The organism is Frankia sp. BMG5.23 (genome assembly GCF_000685765.2).
Taxonomy (GTDB): domain Bacteria; phylum Actinomycetota; class Actinomycetes; order Frankiales; family Frankiaceae; genus Frankia; species Frankia casuarinae.
In genome coordinates, this window is sequence record NZ_JDWE01000018.1 from 23,503 (window position 1) to 44,059 (window position 20,557).

The 20,557-nt window shown below is 69.8% G+C and carries 15 protein-coding genes; 8 read left to right on the forward strand and 7 right to left on the reverse strand.

Annotated elements, in window-relative coordinates; all coding sequences use genetic code 11:
- Positions 1–166 precede the first annotated feature (166 nt).
- Positions 167–841 (reverse strand): DUF308 domain-containing protein, encoded by a 675-nt coding sequence (locus tag BMG523DRAFT_RS10640; protein WP_235186898.1) that lies wholly within the window; start codon positions 839–841, stop codon positions 167–169.
- A 406-nt stretch (positions 842–1,247) separates the two neighbouring features.
- On the opposite strand from BMG523DRAFT_RS10640, the gene BMG523DRAFT_RS10650 reads away from it, so the two are divergent.
- From BMG523DRAFT_RS10650 to BMG523DRAFT_RS10685, 8 genes are all read left to right on the forward strand, one after another.
- Positions 1,248–3,917 carry an AMP-binding protein gene (locus BMG523DRAFT_RS10650; RefSeq protein WP_023840906.1) on the forward strand — a complete coding sequence of 890 codons (2,670 nt, stop codon included), beginning with the start codon at positions 1,248–1,250 and terminating at the stop codon, positions 3,915–3,917.
- Positions 3,918–4,015: 98 nt separating this feature from the next.
- A complete protein-coding gene (locus BMG523DRAFT_RS10655) occupies positions 4,016–5,029 on the forward strand; it encodes an iron ABC transporter substrate-binding protein (protein WP_023840907.1) in 1,014 nt (337 codons plus the stop codon).
- Between the two features lie 74 nt (positions 5,030–5,103).
- On the forward strand, positions 5,104–6,582 hold the full coding sequence (locus BMG523DRAFT_RS10660; RefSeq protein ID WP_235463056.1) for an iron ABC transporter permease: 1,479 nt from the start codon (positions 5,104–5,106) through the stop codon (positions 6,580–6,582).
- Positions 6,579–7,721: an ABC transporter ATP-binding protein gene (locus BMG523DRAFT_RS10665; RefSeq protein ID WP_043591047.1), complete on the forward strand. Its 1,143-nt coding sequence runs from the start codon at positions 6,579–6,581 to the stop codon at positions 7,719–7,721. Before BMG523DRAFT_RS10660 ends, BMG523DRAFT_RS10665 begins: the two co-directional genes overlap by 4 nt.
- A gap of 168 nt (positions 7,722–7,889) precedes the next feature.
- Positions 7,890–8,282, forward strand: coding sequence for an RNA-binding S4 domain-containing protein (locus tag BMG523DRAFT_RS10670; RefSeq protein ID WP_023840909.1), 393 nt, complete (start codon positions 7,890–7,892; stop codon positions 8,280–8,282).
- A gap of 381 nt (positions 8,283–8,663) precedes the next feature.
- Positions 8,664–10,532: a polysaccharide deacetylase family protein gene (locus tag BMG523DRAFT_RS10675; RefSeq protein WP_023840911.1), complete on the forward strand. Its 1,869-nt coding sequence runs from the start codon at positions 8,664–8,666 to the stop codon at positions 10,530–10,532.
- Positions 10,529–11,863, forward strand: a complete 1,335-nt coding sequence (locus tag BMG523DRAFT_RS10680; RefSeq protein ID WP_011436025.1) for a glycosyltransferase family 2 protein — start codon at positions 10,529–10,531, stop codon at positions 11,861–11,863. Before BMG523DRAFT_RS10675 ends, BMG523DRAFT_RS10680 begins: the two co-directional genes overlap by 4 nt.
- Positions 11,864–11,895: 32 nt before the next feature.
- Positions 11,896–12,666 carry a bifunctional 2-polyprenyl-6-hydroxyphenol methylase/3-demethylubiquinol 3-O-methyltransferase UbiG gene (locus BMG523DRAFT_RS10685; protein WP_011436024.1) on the forward strand — a complete coding sequence of 257 codons (771 nt, stop codon included), beginning with the start codon at positions 11,896–11,898 and terminating at the stop codon, positions 12,664–12,666.
- Here the strand turns inward: BMG523DRAFT_RS10685 and BMG523DRAFT_RS10690 are convergent.
- The 6 genes from BMG523DRAFT_RS10690 to BMG523DRAFT_RS10715 all read right to left on the reverse strand — a co-directional run bounded on the left by BMG523DRAFT_RS10690 (position 12,612) and on the right by BMG523DRAFT_RS10715 (position 20,318).
- Positions 12,612–13,862 carry a lipopolysaccharide biosynthesis protein gene (locus tag BMG523DRAFT_RS10690; RefSeq protein WP_041257837.1) on the reverse strand — a complete coding sequence of 417 codons (1,251 nt, stop codon included), beginning with the start codon at positions 13,860–13,862 and terminating at the stop codon, positions 12,612–12,614. The genes BMG523DRAFT_RS10685 and BMG523DRAFT_RS10690 overlap by 55 nt on opposite strands.
- Positions 13,863–13,980: 118 nt before the next feature.
- On the reverse strand, positions 13,981–15,879 hold the full coding sequence (locus BMG523DRAFT_RS10695) for a hypothetical protein (RefSeq protein ID WP_011436022.1): 1,899 nt from the start codon (positions 15,877–15,879) through the stop codon (positions 13,981–13,983).
- A complete protein-coding gene (locus tag BMG523DRAFT_RS10700; RefSeq protein WP_011436021.1) occupies positions 15,876–16,265 on the reverse strand; it encodes a hypothetical protein in 390 nt (129 codons plus the stop codon). Before BMG523DRAFT_RS10700 ends, BMG523DRAFT_RS10695 begins: the two co-directional genes overlap by 4 nt.
- On the reverse strand, positions 16,262–17,662 hold the full coding sequence (locus tag BMG523DRAFT_RS10705) for a glycosyltransferase family 2 protein (protein ID WP_011436020.1): 1,401 nt from the start codon (positions 17,660–17,662) through the stop codon (positions 16,262–16,264). The genes BMG523DRAFT_RS10700 and BMG523DRAFT_RS10705 overlap by 4 nt, the downstream gene beginning before the upstream one ends.
- Positions 17,659–19,455 (reverse strand): glycosyltransferase, encoded by a 1,797-nt coding sequence (locus BMG523DRAFT_RS22990; protein WP_011436019.1) that lies wholly within the window; start codon positions 19,453–19,455, stop codon positions 17,659–17,661. Before BMG523DRAFT_RS22990 ends, BMG523DRAFT_RS10705 begins: the two co-directional genes overlap by 4 nt.
- Positions 19,455–20,318 carry a glycosyltransferase family 2 protein gene (locus tag BMG523DRAFT_RS10715; protein ID WP_011436018.1) on the reverse strand — a complete coding sequence of 288 codons (864 nt, stop codon included), beginning with the start codon at positions 20,316–20,318 and terminating at the stop codon, positions 19,455–19,457. The genes BMG523DRAFT_RS22990 and BMG523DRAFT_RS10715 overlap by 1 nt, the downstream gene beginning before the upstream one ends.
- Positions 20,319–20,557 lie beyond the last annotated feature (239 nt).

Consider the following 20,557-nt stretch of genomic DNA (forward strand, 5'->3'; position numbering starts at 1 on the left):
ACGCGCGCCGAGGCGGCGAGGGGCCTCCCGCGGGGCACAACCCTGACGCCCCACCGCCCTGACGCGAGTCGGGGCGGTGGGGCGTCAGGGTCAGACCGACCGCGGTGGCGGAAGCCGATGGGCCGGGAAGAAACCGGGGCCGGGATCCGGGGACCACCCGGGATCGTCAACGGTTCCCGGACACGGGTCGTTGGACGCGCCCCTCCTCCAGCCGCCTGCCTTCCACCGCGCCGGCGCCGAAGCCGGGAATCGCCAGGCCCTCCAGCGAGGCGGGCGGTCGGGAAACGCCCCGCAGCCGGAACCCCATGGCAATCTTGGTCAGCCCGATCGCCAGGGCCGTGAGGCCCACCCACAGGGCCAGCAGCGGCAACGAGACCCGCTGGGAACCCACCACCCAGAACGCCGCCCCGATCTCCAACGCACCGACGATCAGCGGCATCCACCACTGGGCCGGGGTGGGGCGGCCCTCCGCCGCGGTGGCGTACTGCCCGGCCGCGGCCTGCTGCTCAGTCCGTCGGGCGACGAACGAGTTGACGACGTCGTAGAGACCCTTGATCAAAAAGAACCAGGCCGCGATCCGGCCCACTGCCTTGACCGTGGGATCCGGCCAGACCAGCGCCACCACCCCGCCGGCCACGAACAGCACCGCGAGCAGCGCATGGGACCAGCGCCAGTCCCGGGCCGTCGCCGCCGCCGCCAGCAACTCACTCACCGCACCGAGGAGCAGGACGATCCCGAGAAGCACGGCGATCGACCATACCGTGGTCAGATCGAACTGCGGAATGGCCAGCGCGAACAGGGCAAAAGCTGCTCCAACGGCGAGAAAACCAAACCAGGGCACATTTGTGGATCTTTCATGTGTACGACGATCTGAGGCAGTTATGTCGCTCACGATCCTATTCTCCCCTCGTCGGTCACCGATACAAGGACCTTGCCGTCAGCTGGCGCTCGACATCACAGGTCAACAAGCTGATGCCCGCCACCCGGCGAACCACGCTTATCCGCTGGACATCATTCCGAACCGACGACGACGCCATATCGCCCGCGGCGTTACTCAACTCCTCCCAGCAGGTGGGTGCCGCCCTGGGGCGGGGGGCCACCATCACCACCGCTGCCGCCGCCACTGCCACCGCCACACAGCAAGATCATCCATGGGCGGCTGCGGCACCGAACGTCACAGGTCGATGACGTAGGCGCAGTGAGAGGTATGACTTAGGGTAGGCTTTCCTTACTTGTACATTGGCTGGGTGACCAAGGCAGGCCCGTCCCTCGCAAGCTCGACTGTGTTCCTCGCCCGCCACCTTGAACGGCACGGTGACCGCACGGCCGTTGTCACGGCTGAGGGCCGGCTGTCCTACCGCGAACTGGCGGCACGCGTCGACGCCGCCGCCGGTCGGCTCGGCGCCGGGCGGCGGCTGGTGCTCCTCGCGGCGGTCAACACGATCGACGTCCTCGTCCTGTACCTGGCGGCGCTGTCCGCCGGGCACGCGGTCCTGCTGGTGCCGGGTGACAACGCCGCGTCGACCGACGCCCTGATCACGTCCTATGACCCCGACGTGGTGATCCGCCCGGCCGGCACGCGGACCCGCGTCGAGCAGCGGCGGGAGGGCTCGAAGCACGACCTTCATCCGGACCTCGCGCTGCTGCTGAGCACGTCGGGCTCGACGGGCTCACCGAAACTGGTCCGGCTGTCGTACACGAACCTGCAGGCCAATGCCGAGTCGATCGTCGAGTGCCTCGGCCTTCGCCCCGGCGACCGCGCCGCGACGACCCTGCCCCTGTACTACTGCTACGGGCTGTCGGTCGTGCACAGTCACCTCCTGTGCGGGGCCGGTCTGATCCTGACGTCCCTGTCCGTCGTGGACGCCTGCTTCTGGAACCTCTTCCGGGACGGGCAGGGAACCTCGCTGGCTGGCGTCCCCTACACGTTCGACCTGCTCGACAGGATCGGTTTCGACGCGATGTCGCTGCCGCATCTGCGCTACATCACGCAGGCCGGCGGTCGACTGGCGCCGGACCGGGTGGCCCGCTACGCCGAGCTCGGACGACGCAACGGCTGGGACTTCGTCGTGATGTACGGCCAGACCGAGGCCACGGCGCGGATGTCCTGCCTGCCGCCGCACCTCGCGCCGACCCACCCCCACACCATCGGAGTCCCGGTCCCGGGCGGGTCGTTCCGGCTCGAGCCGCTGGCCGACCGCACCGGGAGCACCGACAGCACCGGGGATCTGGGGCAGCTCGTCTATTCCGGGCCCAACGTCATGATGGGTTACGCGCGGACGGCCTCGGACCTCGCGCTCGGTCCGACGCTCGACGAGCTGCGCACCGGGGACGTCGCGCGCCGCACCGATGACGGCCTGTACGAGATCGTGGGACGGCAGACCAGATTCGCCAAGGTCTTCGGGATCCGGATCGACCTGCAACACGTGGAAGACACCCTCGCCGGCCAGGGGCTCAGCGCCTGCTGCGTGACCGGCGACGACGCCGTTGACGTGATGATCGAGGGTGACCGGGACACGCCTTCGGTCCGCCGGCTGGTCGCGCGGGCCTGCCGGCTGCCGGAGAACGCCGTCCGCGTCCACCGCCTGGCCGCCCTGCCCCGCCTGGCCACCGGCAAACCGGATCTGGTCGCGCTGCAGGAGATCGCCCGCGACGCGCGACCGGCGCGCACGACCGCGCCCACCGGACGGGACGGACCGTCGGACGGAACAGCCGACGTACGCCGGCTGTTCGCCGAGCTGCTCCACCGCGACGATGTCACCGACGACAGCACCTTCGTGAGCCTGGGCGGCGACTCGCTGTCCTACGTGGAACTGTCACTGCGGCTGGAGGACGCCCTCGGACACCTGCCCGCCGGCTGGCACACCATGGCCGTGCGGGACCTGAAGCCGGCCACGCGACCGAAGCGCCGGGCTGGCGGCTCTGGCAGCTCGATCGAGACCAGCGTGCTGCTCCGGGCGGTTGCGATCGTGCTGATCGTCGGGACGCACGCCAACACCTTCGACGCCGTCGGCGGCATCCTCGGGGGCGCCCATCTCCTCATCGCCGTCGCCGGCTACAACTTCGCCCGTTTCCACCTGACCGCGGCGCCGCGGCGCGACCGGGTCCGCGGGCTGCTCCGCAGCATCGCGTACCTCGCGATGCCGAGCATCGTCTTCATCACCGTACTCGTGCTCGTCATGGACGAACACGAACCCGCCAACATCGTGCTGCTCAACAGCGTGTTCGGGCCGGACCGCGCGGGCCCACCCTGGGAGTTCTGGTTCGTCGAAGCCCTGGTCCAGATCCTGCTGGTCCTCGCGGCCCTGCTCGGCGTGCCGGCGTTCGACCGCTGGCAGCGGCGCCGCCCGTGGGCCGTCGCCGCCGGTGTCCTCGCCGCCGGTCTGCTCACCCGCTTCGACGTCGTGGCCCTACCGCCGGGACCACGCCACACCCAGACGTCGGTGGCGGTGCTCTGGCTGTTCGCGCTGGGATGGGCCACCGCCGCCGCGACCACGGTACGGCAGCGGCTGGCCCTCACCGCGGCGGCGGCGCTCACCATCCCCGGGTTCTTCGCTGACGCACGCCGGGAGCACGTGGTGCTCGGCGGCGTGCTCCTGCTGGCCTGGACCACGAGCGTCCGCTGCCCACGCCCGCTGCGCCGGCTGGCGGGCCCGCTGGCCGGCAGCTCGCTCTACATCTACCTGACCCACTGGCAGGTGTTCCCCCTTCTGCAGGACGACCATCCGGTCCTGGCGCTGCTGGCCTCGCTCACCGTCGGCGTCGCCGCGTGGAAGGTCTCGTTCCATGCCATGGGCCTTCTCAGCCGGCTCACGGCGGGCGTGCCGATCCCACTCGGCGCCAGGCGTCCGCTCCGCGGTTCGCCCGCCAGCGCTCCCGACTTGTGCCACTCGTCACATTCTACGGCGCTAAGGTAAGCATGAGTTAACTTCTACACCGATTAGGGGTTCGAGGTCGGTCGGACGTGTCTGTCCAGGTGGAGGGTTCAGGTGGAGTGTTCAGCTGGAGGAGCCCGATGGGTTCGTTAGGAAGAACCTTGGTCGTGCTGGTGACGGCCACCTGCCTGGCCGGCCTGTCAGCGTGCGGCTCGGGGGACGACGGGAAGACGATCACGCTCTACAACGCGCAGCACCAGGACCTGATGCGGGTGATGGTGGACGCGTTCACCAAGCAGACCGGCATCAAGGTCGAGTTGCGTCGCGGCGGCGACCCCGAGCTGGCGAACCAGATCGTCCAGGAAGGCGACAGCTCGCCGGCGGACGTCTTCGTCACCGAGAACTCGCCGGCCATGACGCTGGTCGACCGCGCCGGCCGCTTCAGCAAACTGGACCGGGCCACCTTGGGCCAGGTGCCTGACCAGTACGTCCCGAGCACCGGCAACTGGGTCGGTTTCGCGGCCCGGTCGACGGTGTTCATCTACAACCGTGGGCAGGTCGCCAAGAACGAGCTGCCCACGTCGATCATGGACCTGGCGGGACCGGCGTGGAAGGGGAAGGTCGGTGTCGCGGCGGCCGGAGCGGACTTCCAGGCCATCGTCAGCGCCGTACTCGCGGTGAAGGGCGAGGGGGCCACCGCCGAGTGGCTCGCCGGGCTGAAACGCAATGCGAAGATCTACGACAACAACATCGCCGCGCTGCGCGCCGTGAACGCGGGCGAGGTCCCCGCCGCTGTGATCTACCATTACTACTGGTACCAGGACCAGGCGGAGTCGGGCAAGGACAGCAGGAACGTCGACCTGCACTTCTTCGGCCACCGGGACCCGGGCGCGTTCGTCAGCGTCTCCGGCGCCGGCGTCCTCGCGGCCAGCGACCAGCAGGCCGAGGCGCAGCGGCTGGTCGCCTTCCTCACCAGCGACGCCGGGCAGAAGGCGCTGGTCGACAGCGGTGCCCTGGAGTACGCCGTGTCCGACGCGGTCCCCACGAACCCTGCGCTGAAGCCGCTGTCGACCCTCGATCCGCCCGACATCGACATCTCGACCCTGAACGGACCAAAGGTCGTCGAACTGATGCAGCGGGCGGGCCTGCTCTGAACGGCCAGCCCACGACGGCGGGATGGTGGGTACGCACCGGCCCGGCGTACCCGCGCCCGCTGCTGCTGGCCTGCGTGCTCGTCGCGCTGCTCGCGGCCGTCCCACTGTTCTTCGTCGTCGGATACACGGTCAGTGTGGGCTGGTCGGAGGCCTGGCGGCTGCTGATCCGGCCCAGGGTCGGCGAGCTGCTGGTCAACACCACCAAGCTCGTGACCGGCGGGATGGCGGCCAGCGCCGTCCTGGGCACGGCCGCCGCCTGGCTGGTGGAACGGACGGCCCTGCCGGGACGACGGGTCTGGCACGTGCTGCTCGCCGCTCCGCTGGCACTGCCCGCGTTTGTCGTCAGCTACGGTTGGGTTTCGCTGACCGCGGACGTCGAGGGATACCCGGGCGCCCTGCTGATCGTGACACTCGCCTACTACCCGCTGGTCTACCTCCCCGTCGGCGCGACCCTGCGGGGGCTGGACCCGGCGCTGGAGGAATCCGCCAGGTCACTCGGGCTCGGCCCGTGGCGGACGTTCACCAGGGTCGTGCTCCCGCAGTTGCGCCCGGCCGTCCTCGGCGGGTCGCTGCTGGTCGGCCTGCACCTGCTCGCCGAGTTCGGCGCCCTGCAGATGCTGCGGTTCCCCACCTTCACCACGGCCATCTACGACCAGTACCGCTCGTCGTTCAACAGCCCGGCGGCGAACATGCTCGCCGGCGTCCTGGTGCTGTACTGCGCGGTCCTGGTCGGCACCGAGCTGAGCCTGCGCGGTCGGCACCGCTACGCCCGGCTCGGGCCCGGAGCCAGCCGCACCGCGCAACCCGCCCGGCTCGGCCGGCTCACCGCCCCCGCCGTCGGCGGGCTCGGCGCGGTCGTGGGCCTGGCGCTCGGCGTGCCGCTGGTGAGCCTCGTCCGCTGGCTGCTGGTGGGTGCCTCCGCCGCCTTCCCCGCCGTCGAACTGGCCACCGCCGCCGCGACCGCGGCCGGACTCGGCCTCGCCGGCGCGCTGTGCACCGTCCTGTTGGCGCTTCCGGTGGCGTGGCTCGCGGTACGCCACCCGGGCCGGATCGGGACGCTGCTTGAACGCAGCACCTACACGGCCAACGCGCTGCCGGGCATCGTGGTGGCGCTCGCTCTCGTCACGGTATCGCTGCACATCCTGCCGGCCGTGTACCAGACCACCACCCTCCTGATCGCCGCCTACGCGATCATGTTCCTGCCGCGGGCCACGGTGGCGGTACGGGGCGCGATCGCGCAGGCGCCACCCGTCCTGGACGACGTCGCACACGCCCTGGGCCTGCGCCCGACGCGGGCCTGGCTGCGGGTCACCCTGCCGCTGATCGCCCCCGGCGTCGGCGCCGGCGCCATCCTGGTGTTCCTCGCTGTGGTCACCGAACTCACCGCGACCCTGCTGCTGTCACCCACCGGCACCGACACCCTGGCGACCGAGTTCTGGAGCAACGTCCGCGACGTCGATTACGGCGCGGCCGCCCCCTACGCGGGGTTGATGGTGCTGCTGTCGACCCCGGCGACCTTCCTGCTCACCCGTTCTGCTAGGAGAAGCACGTGACAGCGCTGAGTGTCAGCCAGGTCACCAAACGGTTCGGCGCCACGACAGCCCTCGCCGGGATCGATCTGCGAGTGCCCGACGGCAGTGTGACGGCCGTGCTCGGGCCGTCGGGCTGCGGCAAGACCACCCTGCTACGGCTGGTGGCGGGATTCGGCGACCCGGACGGCGGGACGATCGACTTCGGCGCCGAACGGGTGTTCGGCCCCGGTCGCAGCGTTCCCGCCCAGCGGCGGCGGGTCGGGTACGTCCCGCAGGAAGGTGCCCTGTTCCCGCACGTGGACGTCGCGGCCAACATCGGGTTCGGCCTGCCCCGCGCCGAACGCCGATCCGCCGGGCGGGCCGCCGAGCTGCTCGACCTCGTCGGGCTGGACGCGAGCCTGGCCCGCCGGTTCCCTCATCAGCTCTCCGGCGGCCAGCAGCAGCGCGTGGCGCTGGCGCGGGCCCTGGCCCCGCGGCCGTCCCTGGTGCTGCTCGACGAGCCGTTCTCCTCCCTGGACGCGGGGCTCCGCCTGAACACCGCCCGCGCCGTCGTCGAAGCGCTGCGTGCCAACCGGACCACTGCGCTGCTCGTCACGCACGACCAGAACGAGGCGCTGTCACTGGCCGACCAGGTCGCCGTCATGGCCGCCGGTCGCATCGCCCAGACCGGCACGCCCCAGGGCGTCTACGCCTCACCCGGCAACCCGACCGTCGCGGCCTTCGTCGGCGCCGCCGTGTTCATGCCCGCCGTCGTCACCGGGCTCACCGCCTCCTGCGACCTTGGCGAACTCGCCGTCCGGCCCGGGTCTCCCCAGGGCGAGGCGCGCCTGCTCGTCCGGCCGGAACAGATCAGGCTCCTCGCCGCGGCGGACGGCGACAAGAACCAGAACGAGAACCAGAACGAGAACCAGAACCAGCACGAGAGCCAGGACCGAAACGAGAACGAAGAGCGGAACGAAGAGCGGAACAAGGAGCGGAACGTGGTGGTCGGCCGGGTCACCGAGGTGCGGTACTTCGGCCACGACGCCACCGTCCAGCTCCGGCTCGACCGGTCCGGCCGCACCGTGACGGCGCGGGTGCCGGGGCGCCAGCTTCCCGAACCCGGCACCCGCGTGCGGCTGTCGATCACCGGGCCCGTCACGGCCTTCCCACCCCATTGACTCCGTCGCGGCTCTCACCGACGCCGGTCCCGGCGCCGGCACGGTCGCGGCGGTCACGAGCGCCCTGCTACCGCCACGCAGGTCGATCGTCACCGCCTGACCGTCCCCGAACGACGACAGGTCGGCCGGTCGATTCGTACAGTCAGACTTATGACGTCGCCCACGCCTATGACGTCGCCGGCGGGAACCGCCCGGATCGACACCTGGATCTGGTGCGTGCGCCTGGTCAAGACGCGATCGCAGGCGACCGCCGCCTGCCGCGCCGGCCATGTCCGCCTCAACGGCGAGCGGGTCAAGCCGGCCCATCCGGTGCGGGCCGGCGACGAGATCCGGGTGCGCCAGCCCGGGCACGAGCGGGTCGTCGTCGTCACCCGGATCCCGCACAGGCGGGTCGGCGCGCCCGTTGCCGCGGAGTCCTTCGTCGACCGCAGCCCGCCGGTCGCGCGCGAGGTGCCGCCGGTGGTGGCCGTGCGCGATCGGGGCGCCGGGCGGCCGACGAAGCGCGACCGGCGGGCGCTGGAACGCCTGCGCGACCAGCCCCGCCGGCCGGATGCGCGGTAGCGGCGCCGCTACTGGGTGCCCAGTAGCGGCGCCCCGGTCAGGCGACGCCTCGGTCGAGGGAGTTCGCAATCGCCCACACACCATGACCATCCCCAGGAACCTTGCCCTGGGATTACTAACCCTGGTACTACCCGCCATGGGATTACTTCGCATCAACGGTGTGAAGAAAACGAAGGAAGCGACCGGGTACGTTGCCGGTGACCGGGACCGGGCTCTGCCGCTGCGTGCCGCGTAGCGTTATCCGCGCTCGTGGAACGCGATCGTGAGGTTGATCTGCCTGGACGACACGACCGCGGGTCGCGTCCCGCCGCACCGACCGGCTCGAACTAGAGTCAGGCCCATGGGGCGAGCGTCATCCGGGTTGGCTCGGTGGAATTCGCGATGAGCTACCGTGAGAAACCGAGCGTGGACATCCCGGACCATTCGGCGGGGCAGCCCGCCCGTAATGGGCGTTCGGTCCGGTTCAGCATTGTGATGCCGACATACAACCGCCGAGACGTGGTATTGCAGAGTATTGCGGAACTCAGGTATCTCGATATGCCGTGGCCCTGCGAATTGATCGTCGTCGTCGACGGTTCCACGGATGGCACTGAGAAGGCTCTCCAGGCTGTCTCTCTGCCGTTCTCCAAGCGAATCCTGTGGCAGGAGAACGCGGGCGCGGCCGCAGCGAGAAACCGTGGCGCCGCGGGCGCGCTCGGCGAGTTCATCCTCTTTCTCGACGACGACATGGCGGCGGACCGGCGGCTCCTCGTCGAGCATGAGCGGCTTCTCGCCGCCGGCGCCGACGCCGTGGTCGGCCACATCCCGATGCACCCCGCCTCGCCTCCTACGGTGCTCACCTACGGAGTCGACCGGTGGGCCCGGGCACGCCGCCGGAGGCTGCTGCGGTCGGACGGGCGGCTGACCGTCGCGGACCTGCTCTCCGGGCAGGTGTCGATGCGGGCGTCGACCTTCGCCAGGCTCGGCGGTTTCGACACGGGTTTTACCGCCGGCGGCAGCTTCGGCGGTGAGGACACCGACTTCCTCTACCGGCTGCTGCAGAGCGGTGCGCGGGTTCGATTCGCCGCCGACGCCGTCTCCTACCAGCGTTACGTCGTTTCGCCCGAGGCGCACCTGAGGCAGTGGACGCAGGCCGGGCAGGCCGATGCCGCGCTTTCCCGAAAACATCCGGGTCTCGGTGACCTGCTCTTTGCCCAGCATGGCGGGAAGACGATCAGAGGAAGCCTCACCAGGGCCGCGGCGGCGGCACCGCCCTGGGCGTCCCGCGTCCCGGCGGGTCTCGTGCTCGGAAGAGTCAGCGCCGGGAAGGTGGACCGGCCCACCAGATGGATGTTCCTGGGACTACGCGACTGCTCCTACTGGCGGGGAACCCACCAGCGCGGCGGTCTCCTGCACGCACCGGACGTTGGCCTGCGGATCCTTGCCTATCATGCGATAGAGGACGTGTCGGATCCCCTGCTGAGTAGGTATGCGGTTCCCCCGCCACAGTTCCGGGCCCAGCTGACAGCCCTGCTGGGCGCCGGCTTCACCTTCGTCGGGGTCGATGAACTCCTGCATCATCTCGACGGCCGGCCCGCCCGGCATCAGTCGCTGGTCCTCACCTTCGACGACGCCTATTCGAGTCTGTTCGAACACGCCGTGCCCGTCCTTCGGGAACTTGGTATTCCCGCGACGGTTTTCGTGGTCACGAAAGAGATCGGCGGTTGGAACAGGTGGGATGCGGTGAACGGCGCCGCCAGGCTGCCGCTCCTCGACGCGAGCCGGCTGCGTGCCCTTCACCAGGAAGGCTGGGAAGTGGCGGCGCACTCCCGCACTCACGGGCAGTTGACGAGGATGAGTGGGGCCGGCCTGTGGGACGATCTTTCCGCGGCGCGCGGCGACCTCGCGGCCATCGGGCTGCCCGTGCCACGCCTGTTCGCCTATCCCTACGGGGAACATGACGCGCGCGTGCGCATGATGGTGAAGAAGGCGGGATACGACGCGGCGTTCGCGCTGCAAACTCGGCGCGCCTTCCCCACGGCTCAGGACCGCTATGCCCTGCCCAGGATCGAGGTGGAGCGCCATACCCGCGTTGATGCGCTCGTCGAGACGGTGCGCAGATCGCAGGTTTACCGACGTCCCGACATCCGTCCCGACATCGAGCGGGAACTGGGTGGGGCATTGCGTCGAGTTCTCCCGGTCCAACGGACGATCCGCGGACACACCAAAGATCACGAGGCCGAAGATCACGAGGCGAGGAGCGTCGGATGAACCTGCACGGGAATCGGGAGTCCCCGGCCGGCCCAGCCGCGGCCGACGAGGGTATCTGGTGCTGTGAGCTCGAGGTGTCGGCCGGGGGCGTCGTGCGCTCGGTCGTGCCGCCACGCGACCGTCAGCGACGTGCGCGGGTCCTCGCCCTGCTGCACGGTGAGCCGCTCGGCTACGCGGCGGCCGCCAGGACGGCCACCGGCATCGACGTCGATGAGCTGCTCGGCAGGGTCTGGTCGGAGTTCGGCGGGCGCATCAACGATCACCTGGTCGGCGAGGGTCTCCGCCCGCTCGAGCGCCTCGACGCCCGCACCAGGCCTGCCGCGGCCACCGAGGCCTGCCCGAACAAGGTTCAATCCACCGATCTCGATTCCACGGATCTCGTCTCCGTCGTCGTCGCCACCAGAGACCGCAGTGAGATCCTGGCCAACTGCCTGCGTCGACTCACGGAGGTCACCTATCCGGCCGTCGAGTTCCTCATCGTGGACAATGCCCCGTCGAGCGACGCCACGAAGCGGGTCGTCGACTCGTTTTCGGCCACCGACGAACGATTCCGCTATGTCCCCGAACCACGCCCGGGTCTCTCCCGCGCCCGCAACCGCGGGCTCGCGCTGGCGCGGGGGGTGTACGTCGCCTATACCGACGACGACGTCTCGGTTGACCCCGGCTGGATCGACGGGCTGGTTCGGGGTTTCCGGCGCCGGCCGGACGTTGCGTGCGTCACGGGACTCGTCTGCACGGCGAGCATCGTGAGCGCGGCCGAAGTCTACTTCGACGCCCGGGCGTCGTACTGGTCCACCCGCTGCGAGCCGGTGCTTTTCGACCTCGCCGACAACGAGCGGCACGGTCCGCTGTACCCCTATATAGGTTTCGTCGGCACCGGCGCGAATGTCGGGTTCGACGTCGCGTTCCTGCGGGACCTGGGTGGCTTCGACGAGGCGTTGGGAGCGGGCACCAGGAGCCGGGGCGGCGAGGACCTCGATCTCTTCGTGCGCATGTTGCGGGCGGGCCGAGCGATCGCGTACGAACCAGCCGCCTTCGTCTGGCATCACCACCGCGCCGACGACGCGGCGCTGCTCGCTCAGATGTTCGGCTACGGCTCCGGTTTCACGGCCTTCCTGGCCAAGCTGCTTCTCCAGCGGTCGACCCGGGGTGAGGTGGTACGTCGCATCCCACGAGGCCTGCGTGGGATGGCCCGCATCGGCCATGCGACGAGCCAGCGGCTCGACGGGCGGGTCCAGGCCCCGAAGGGTGCCCTGCTGCGGGAGTTCGCCGGCTACGCCGCCGGACCGTTGCTCTACGCCCGGGAGCGGCAAACGGCCGCCTGGCGGTGACGACGACCGGAAAGGCTGTGACGCGTGACGTGATGCAACGTGACAGGCCCAGGGCGGGGAACCCGGCGGTCGAGCGGGAGAGATTCCCGCCGGAGTGGGCTCTCGGCTACTACCGGCGATCGCCGCAAGTGGTGCGGCAGATGGCGTACTGGACGCTGCGGAACGCGCCTGGGCGCCGGGTGTCGTGGGGGAACATGAAACGGGTCAGGCCGTTCAGCGACCGTTACGGATGGGACCGCGGGCTGCCGGTCGACCGGCACTATATCGAACAGTGGATCAGTCGGCATGCCAACGATATCCGGGGGCATGTACTGGAGGTCAAAAACGCGGAATACAGCTCGCGGTTCGGAACTCCGGGTCGGATTACGATCATCGACCGGGATAAGACGAACCATCATGCCGATCTTCATGTCGACCTCGATGTCGCGGACAGTCTGCCCGCCGCCGAGTTCGACTGTGTGATTCTCACTCAGGTCCTTCAGTACACCTCTCCGGGCTGCTGTCTGGAGAATCTGTGGCGGTCGCTTCGACCGAACGGCGTCCTGTTGATCTCGGTTCCGGCACTGGGACGTATTGACGTGGACGACGGGGCCGACGACAAGTGGCGCTGGACGCCGCCGGGTCTTCGCGCCGAACTCGCCCGAGTCGGGATCGAGGCCACGGTGGAGGGTTTCGGAAACGTCCTGGCCGGTGTCTCGGCGTTGTTGGGTCTGGCAGTCGGCGACGTCAGTCGCAAGGATCTCGATGTTCAGGACGCGCGCTTTCCGGTGCTGACCTGTGGGCGGGCGGAGAAGCCGCGGTAGGGTGGCGAGTCGACCTGGTCATCGCCGGTTCGACCCGCGGCGAGCACCACACACGCGGTCGCGGTCTGTGATCCGAACCAGGCCAGGCCGACCCCCGCCAGTCCCAGGCTCCCACCCAGCAGCCAGAGACTGGGCAGCACCAGCACCGCCAGCAGCGCCTCGATACACACGAGCCACCCGGCCCTCCGCTGCGCGCGGGCCGTGCACAGCTCCAGGATGACGACCGTGCGGGCGACCGAGCCCAACAGCAGCAGTCGAAGCACAGTGGTCGCGTCGGCCCGGTAGGAGGGGCCGAAGAGAGCCAGTACAAGCGGCGCGGCGACGATGAGGGCGAGGACGATTCCGATAACAATCGGGAGAATGCGGCGCAGCATCGCCCGTTGGAGGCGGCGAGAGTCGGCGCCGGGCTGCGCGCCTTCGACCGTGAGCGAGGTCCCGAGGCTCCAGGGGATTTCGTCGACCGTGCATATGATCAACCAACTGATTCCGAACGCGGCCCCTTCCGTCGCCCCGATCCGGGCGATGACAATCATCGGCAGGAGCGTCGTGCTGAGCTGGGACACCAGCTCCGCCAGCGAGTCGCCGGCCAGGTATTTTCGGAAGTCCGCGGCCAGCCCGGGTGGGCTTGGCGCACGTCCGGCGGGTCGCAGCCACACCAGCAGCATGACCGACGCCGGTATGACGGCTACCGCCGCGGGCATCACCCAGGAGGTGAACAATGCCAGTCCGCTCACCCCGCCACCGAAGGTGACGAGCAGAATGAGCTTGACGACGCTGTAAGCGGTGTTCTCGATCGGTACGACGACCGCCTTCCGCAGGCCAGTGAAGACGTTGTCCTGCAGTGCGAACAGCGACCAGATCGCCACCGAGATGGCGAAGAAGAGGGCGATCCGGGGTGACTGGAGAACTGCGAGAGCCGGGCTCATCCGGGCGGCCAGCAAGGCAAAACTCAAACCGACCAGCAGGCTGAGGCCGGCCGCGCCGGCGTAGGCGCCGACGACCAGGCGGCGCGCCTGGCCCCCCGCCTGCGGCAGGAAGGCGGTCAATGCGCCCCCCAGGCCCAGCTGGCACAGGTAGGACAGACCGGTGAGGGCCGAAATGAGGGCGGTGGCCTCGCCGACCGACGGCCGGTCGGCCTGCCGGGCGGCCAGCACCCAGTAGAGGCTGCCCACCAACGACGAGAGGCCGCCGCTCATCGCCAACGCCATGCCGTTGCGGTACAGCGCACCGCTCTGGGCACCGCTCTGGCCGGCGGCCCCGTTCGCCGATAGCGGCAGAGTCCGCGGCGAACGGGGCCGCGGCAGGGTCCAGGTGCTATCCGGCGAGTTCGTAGATACGGGTGTTCCGGGTCGCGTACCAGAGGCGGAACCGCGGCGAGGAGCGGACGGCCGTCTCCACCGCCCGCAGCGCACCGGCGGTCGCCGTCCGGTATACACGGTCATACACCTCCTGTGCCGTCGAGAAAACGAGGTAACCCCGTCCCGGGTACGTTCCGATGAAGTCGGCCACGGCATTCACCGTCGATGGCCTGATTGCGCGCTCGCCGAAGGTGTCGGTGATCAGGACATCGTCCACCTCGGGATATCGAGCCCCGTAGCGGCTCGGGAAGGTGGCCCCGGTCAGCACGGCCACCGACCCGGGCCGGGCGTGCGCGTACAGATAATCACCGGCCTGGACCTCGTCGGCGTTCATGAGATTCAGTTCCGTCTTCCCGAAGAAGGCGGGCATGAAGAGCGTGGCGAGGAGGAGAATCCCGCCGCAGCCCGCCAGGACGTGCCGCCGTCGCCACCGCCCGGTCATCGGCGCGACGGCGCAGCACACCAACGGCGCGCACCAGGGCAGGGAGAACAGAATCGCCCGCAGGATGCTTTCACCGCCGTAGCTCTGCCCGAACAGGATGACGCCCGGTGCGATGCTCAGCAGGATGAGCGGGAGCACCCGGCCGTCACCGCGGTGCAGCCGGCGCAGCCCGCCGACTCCGGCCAGCGCCCAGACCGTGCCGGTCAGGATCAGTCCGGTGGTTTTGGCCAGCTTCCCCGACGAAGGAAGCGGCGGCTCCTCTGACCGGGCGTTCGCGAACGGGTCGGGACTGCTGAAGACCCCGAAATGATCCTGAACATAGGCGAAGTGCGGGATCAGATAGGCGATCGTCAGACCGGCCATGGCGACCACCACCCACCGCGGCCGCACAAGCCCGGCCGCGGTCAGCGCACCGACTCCGAGGAGGAGCAGGTACGGGGTCAACTGGTGGCTGACCACCACCGCCCCGTCCAGGAGCAGCACGACGCCGACCGCCACCGGCAGCGGCCAGGTTGGGCCTGGCGGGGCGGCGAAGCGCAGCGGCGGCCTTCTGCTGTGGACTCCGGCGGACCGCACGGTCCGCCGCAGGATGGCCCTCGGCGCGCCGGTGCGGAGTTGCCGCAGGAGCACCAGGTACAGGGCGAGGGCCAGCGTCCGGCTGAGGGCCTGGGGGGCGAAATAGTCCTGCCCGACCCAGTTCGTCACGACGAAGACCAGTGCCGCGCCCGCAGCGATCCGTGGCTCGCGAAGCAGCGTCCTGGTGGCCGCCCAGACGAGAAGGGCGTCGATGCCGGTGAAGAAGACCTCGGTCCAGGCGGCGAAGGCGATCGGGTTGGGTCGGCCGGCAAGCGAGCCGAAGACCGCGGTACCGGCGAAGAAGCCGGGCCATCGGTGGTAGATATCGATGTCGATGTCGACGCCGCCATGCTGCTCGATATAGCGGACCACGCCGATGTGCTTGTACACCCAGGGGTAGTGCGGAACGTCCAGGATGAGCGGAAGGGTGCCGTAGAGCACGAGAATGCAGGCAAGCAGGTAGGCCGCCGCGATGAACGGCTGGAAGCGGGCCCGCCCGACGGCGCCGACAGCGCCGAGCAGGAGCACGCCCAGGCCGACGTACCAGGCGATGGGCAGTGCCGGCGGGAGACCGTAGTCGGTGAGGTTCTCGACGTGGATCCACCGCAGTGACAGCCCCCAGAGGGTGATGCCGACCGCCAGCGGAAACAGCCAGCGAAGGCCCGTCGCGAAGGGGCCTGACAACCGCGCCGGCCGCCGGATTCCGGGGTCCTCGGGCCGTCTTTGACGGACCGAGCGCAGGCGGGCCCGGGCAGCCGCGGCGTGGGGCTGGGAAGCCGCGTTCTGGCCGAGCCGGGGATCCGGTATCTCCGGCGGAAGCAGCGGTCTGCCGGTCAACGCCCTCGCACCTTCCCGTCAGCGCGCGGCCGGGCGCGCGGCTGGGCGCGCAGCTCCGCGCGCAGGCTGTGGATGAGGACCGCGCAGCAGGCAAGTCCCACGACGGACTGCATCACGGCTGGGTGCCACCATCCCGACCAGACCATGAGCATGCTGGTCAGGACGTCGACGGCAAGGCTGATGGCGACGGCAAGCCCGATCCATGCCGCCGTCCCGTCGACCGGGAGCCTGGCCAGCACGGCGGCCCCGGGAAGGAGGAAGGCGGCGGGGACGGCGAGCAGGACCCGTACCGGAGAATCTGTTCGGCAGACCACAAGAAAGGCGAGCATCACGGTTACCGCCACGAGCGCCGCCTGCGTTGTTCGGCGGGCGTACACGCTGCTCATGGTTGCGCTCCAGTGGTCACGGTGGAGATCCGCGGTTCGGGGATGGGCGCCCTGGGAAAGGGGGCGGGGGGAGCACCGGGAGTCGGTGCGTGGTCATGAGGAAGATCGCGCTGCCGGCGCCGGGCGAGGGCCCGGCTGGCGGCATAGCCGACCGGCCCTCGGGCCACACCGACCAACTCGATCAAGGTCAGGGACCGGGGATAGTCACGGGATTTGCCGGCGTTCTTGCTGCTGCGTGGGTGGAGAAGATGATGCAGGCCGCCGGGGACGAGACGGGCGATCTGGAGGCGTTCGGCGGGTTGAGTCGCGATGCGTTTGGTGACCATCGCCCCGAGGCCGGCCCCGTAGTCGTACATCTGGCGCCGCAGTTCGACAGTGGTCCGCTTGTGCAGGTGGCGGATCAGCGCGGCCGGCTCGTAGACCAGGACGTGGCCACTGCGCACCACGGACAGGAAGATGTCGAGATCCTCGCCACCGCGGGCCGCGGTGCCCGTGCCGAGAAATTCGTCGAAACCACCAAGCTGACGCAGCGTATCAGTCCGGAAAGCGCTGTTCGCGCCGCTGCCGAACACGCCCGCGGTATAGGGATAGAGCAGGTCGCCTGATCGATTTTCGGTGCGGTCGAACCGGCGTCCGACGAAGCCCTTGCCGAAGCCGCCGAACTGCTCGAACCACACCTGCGCCGGGGTTGAGAGCTCCAGTGGCCGGATCAGCCCGGTGACGCACCCCACCGTCTCGTCGACGACACCCGAGCCGGCGGCGAACCCGGACAGGAGGAACTCCAACCAGCGCGGGTCGACCTCGACGTCGTCGTCGGTGAAGACGACCACCGGTGTGGTCGCGGCGGCCAGTCCGGCGTTGCGGGCCCGGGAAAGCCCCCTCTCTGGCTCGGCGACGTAGCGCACCTCGCCGGCCATCCGACTGAGCTGTTCGCGGATGCCGCTCGTGCGCGGCCGGTTGTCGACCACGATGATTTCCTGCGCTGGCACGGACTGCGCCAGGATTCCCGCGAGCGTGGCCGCCAGCGAGGGGGAGGCGACGCAGCTTGTCACGACGACGGTCCCGGCGAGCTCGGCGGGGAGCACCGGCCGGCAGACGTCTGACGTCACAACTCCGTCGATCGGGACCGTTTCGGGAACCGCGAGCCCGTCCGCGGTCAGGTGGGCGGCCACGTCCGGCCCGAGTCTGTCCATGACCCGGCCGGCGAGCTGGTCCGGGCGCAGGCCGGCCGGGGACAGCGTCGCAGCGACCACCCCCAGGGGACGGCCGTGCAGCCGGACCAGCACCTGTGCCGGCCCGTCACCGGTGAGCACCGGAAGCGGCGCGGACAGTTCTACCTCGTGCAGCGCGATCGGACCGTCGCCCGGCAGCATCATGGCCGGCGGCGTGGTGGTCACGGCCGCACCTCCCCGAACGCCGCCGGGACGGCTGGTACGGGCAGATCGGCTGGTACGGGCAGATCGGTGACGATTGGTCGGTAGGGTAGACGCGGGCCGAGGAGCCGAGCCCTCGTTCGACGGGAGAGCCGGCTGCCCCGCGTACGCAGCAACTCCCGAGCGGGGGCCGCGCGGCCGGCCCCGTCCAGCCACGCCCTGATCTGCCGGTCCGGGGTGTCGACCGTCACGGTCAGTCGGGCAAGGGCGAACGGGTCGTCGGCGCCGTGCGACATCATGTTGCGCACCCCGCAGGCGGACGTGAAGCCGGCCTGCCCGACGAGCCGCCGAACGGCATGGTCGTAATTGCCGTGGGGGTAGGCGAAGGAGCCCACCGGTGCGCCGATCGCAGCGGTCAACCGGGCGTTGCAGTCGCTGATCTCCCGGCGCGCCTCGTCGGGGCGAAGCTCGTCGAGCCGGGGATGGGTGTGGCTGTGACCACCGATCTCGACCCCGAGGCCGGCCAGGGTCCGCAGGTCGGCGCCGCGCAGCATGCCGACCTGGCCGATCCAGTCGGTGACGACGTAGCAGGTCGCGGTGAGCCCGTGCGCGACGACCTCACGAGCGGCGGCCAGGTTGTCGGCGAATCCGTCGTCGAAGGTGATGAGGACCGGTCGCGGAGGCAGGGTCTGGTGCCGCCTCCGTTCGACATACTCGGACACCGTCAGCGGTACCCGGCCGGAACCGGCAATGAGGGTGAGATGGCGGACAAAGGTTGCGGTATCGACCGTCCAACGTCGATAGCTCGCCACCGGATAATCGGTCACCGAGTGGTACAGCAGAATCGGGATCACAGCTACCTCCGACGGGATCGGCTGACGTGGCGTGTCACGCCGGCCGGCGGCGAGGCGTAGCCGGCCGCGTGCGTAGCCGATGGCCGTGGACCCGGTGCCGACCAGCACGGCCCCGGCTCGCGGCCAGGTGCCCAGGCTGTGGCGGTCACGAGCCAGTGCTCGGGGCAGCGTCCGCCTCAGGTACTGCCGTTCGGTGGCGAGCGCCGCGTCCGCCCCGGCCCGGTCGGCTACCGCGGCCTTGGACAGGCCTTCGGCATGGCAGCGTGCCAGGAAGTACCGCAGGGAGGCCCGGTCGCCGGTTACCTGGTGCCAGACCCGTGCCCGTGGCTCGTAGCGGACGACAGCGTCCGGGAGGATCGCCTGAAGGCGGATACCGAACTCGGTTTCCTCGCAGCCCAGCGGTGTGGTGCCGACCCGCCCAAGCCCCTCGGTGAACCCGCCGACGCGATCGAACACGGCCCGCCGGAACGACATCCCCGCTCCGATCGGGTTACGGACCGCAGCCGTGTCGGTCGGCAGCCCGACGTAGCTGCATCCGACCACCCAGTCGAACTCGGGGGGGAACCAGCGGGGTCGGCGGTGCGGCCACACCGGCATGGCGGCACCGCCGACCCCGGCGACCCGGGGGTCGGTGTAGTGGGCGGCCAACTGGGCCAGCCAGTCCGGCTCGGCGTGGGCGTCGTCGTCCAGGAAGGCGACCACGTCGCCGGTGGCGGCCCCGACGCCGCAGTTGCGGGCACCGGACAGGCCACGGCGGCCGGTGTTGGGGATCACGGTGGCACCGGGGTACGCAGCCTCGGCCCACCGGCGCAACCGGTCATTGTGGTCGATGACGAGGATCAGCTGGTCGGCCTTCCTGGTCTGTTCGGCGATGCTGGTCACCGCGCGCTGCAGATCGTGCCGGCGCCGTTCGGTATAGGCACAGATGACCACCGAGAGCCGCGGGCCGGCCGGGGGGGTCATCACGCGTATTCCGTCGCGCCGGTTGTCCTGCGCCGGCCATGGGGAAGGTCGCCCGGACGTCGCTGGCTGACGATGGTCGATACCGGTTGACCGGGACTGCTGAGCAGCATGCCGTCCCACCTGGCGCGGTTTCGTGACCGGGCGGTAAGGTTTTCCGACCATTCGACGAGGATGGTCCGCAGGACGCGCATACCATCCCGGCCCGCATTCAGGTTGCTCGCGCCGTGAAGGCGCTTGTGCTCAAAGCTGCCGACCTCGGTGACCCGCAGGCAGGCCTTGGTCGCACGGAGGGTGATCAAGGTTTCGATCTCGAAGCCGTCGCCATGCCGCCGAATGCCGTCGGTTTCTCCCGGCATCAGCCCGAGCATCGGCAGACAATCTCGCCGGAATGCGTTGTAGCCGTAGCACAGGTCGGTGAACCGGCGGTGGAAGAGCAGGTTGACCAGATGACAGAAGAAGAGATTTCCAAGAGTACGCAGCAGGGTAATGTCGTTGCTGCCGCCACGGTGGGCGAATCGGGTTCCCTTGACGAAGTCGGCGCCCTGGACGAGGGCCGCGACGAAGGAGGGTATCTCGGCCGGGTCGGCCGAGCCGTCGGCGTCGAGCGTGACCACGATGTCCCCCGATGCCACGGCAAAGCCGCAGGCCATGGCGTTGCCCTTGCCGTATCGGGTCTGGCGGACGACGACCACGTCGGGGCGTAGCTCGCGGGCCAGTCGGACGGTGTCATCGGTGGAGTTCCCGTCCACCAGGATTATTTCGGCGTCCACCGGAAGTCGGCCGAATACTTCCCGCAGATTCCGCGCCTCGTTGAGCGCCGGAATCACCACACTTACCGATGGCGAATCACCCGAACCAGACAAGGACGCCCCCCTGGACAGACCTGGATAGTCGGTGGACCACGGTGGAATTTCGTCCTGCCGAGCTTCCGACCACGCGCTCGTCACGCGCCGTGACTCTAGATAATGGATGTTGATAGCTCTGGAAACCCGGGATGCTGGCGTGTCGCCGACGGGGGTCGGGATATTTCCTCATCGCCGGCGGCGGATGGCACGCAACCGGCGGCTCAACCGTTTCCCCGGCCGGTCGGGGCATGGCCAGC

What these genes read in the sequence shown, in the direction of transcription:
- BMG523DRAFT_RS10685 (WP_011436024.1), top strand. Translation starts at nt 11,896, where the DNA reads ATGCAACGTGACAGGCCCAGGGCGGGGAACCCGGCGGTCGAGCGGGAG.
- BMG523DRAFT_RS10700 (WP_011436021.1), bottom strand. Translation starts at nt 16,265, where the DNA reads ATGAGCAGCGTGTACGCCCGCCGAACAACGCAGGCGGCGCTCGTGGCG.
- BMG523DRAFT_RS10655 (WP_023840907.1), top strand. Translation starts at nt 4,016, where the DNA reads ATGGGTTCGTTAGGAAGAACCTTGGTCGTGCTGGTGACGGCCACCTGC.
- BMG523DRAFT_RS10690 (WP_041257837.1), bottom strand. Translation starts at nt 13,862, where the DNA reads ATGAGCGGCGGCCTCTCGTCGTTGGTGGGCAGCCTCTACTGGGTGCTG.
- BMG523DRAFT_RS10680 (WP_011436025.1), top strand. Translation starts at nt 10,529, where the DNA reads ATGAACCTGCACGGGAATCGGGAGTCCCCGGCCGGCCCAGCCGCGGCC.
- BMG523DRAFT_RS22990 (WP_011436019.1), bottom strand. Translation starts at nt 19,455, where the DNA reads ATGACCCCCCCGGCCGGCCCGCGGCTCTCGGTGGTCATCTGTGCCTAT.
- BMG523DRAFT_RS10670 (WP_023840909.1), top strand. Translation starts at nt 7,890, where the DNA reads ATGACGTCGCCGGCGGGAACCGCCCGGATCGACACCTGGATCTGGTGC.
- BMG523DRAFT_RS10675 (WP_023840911.1), top strand. Translation starts at nt 8,664, where the DNA reads ATGAGCTACCGTGAGAAACCGAGCGTGGACATCCCGGACCATTCGGCG.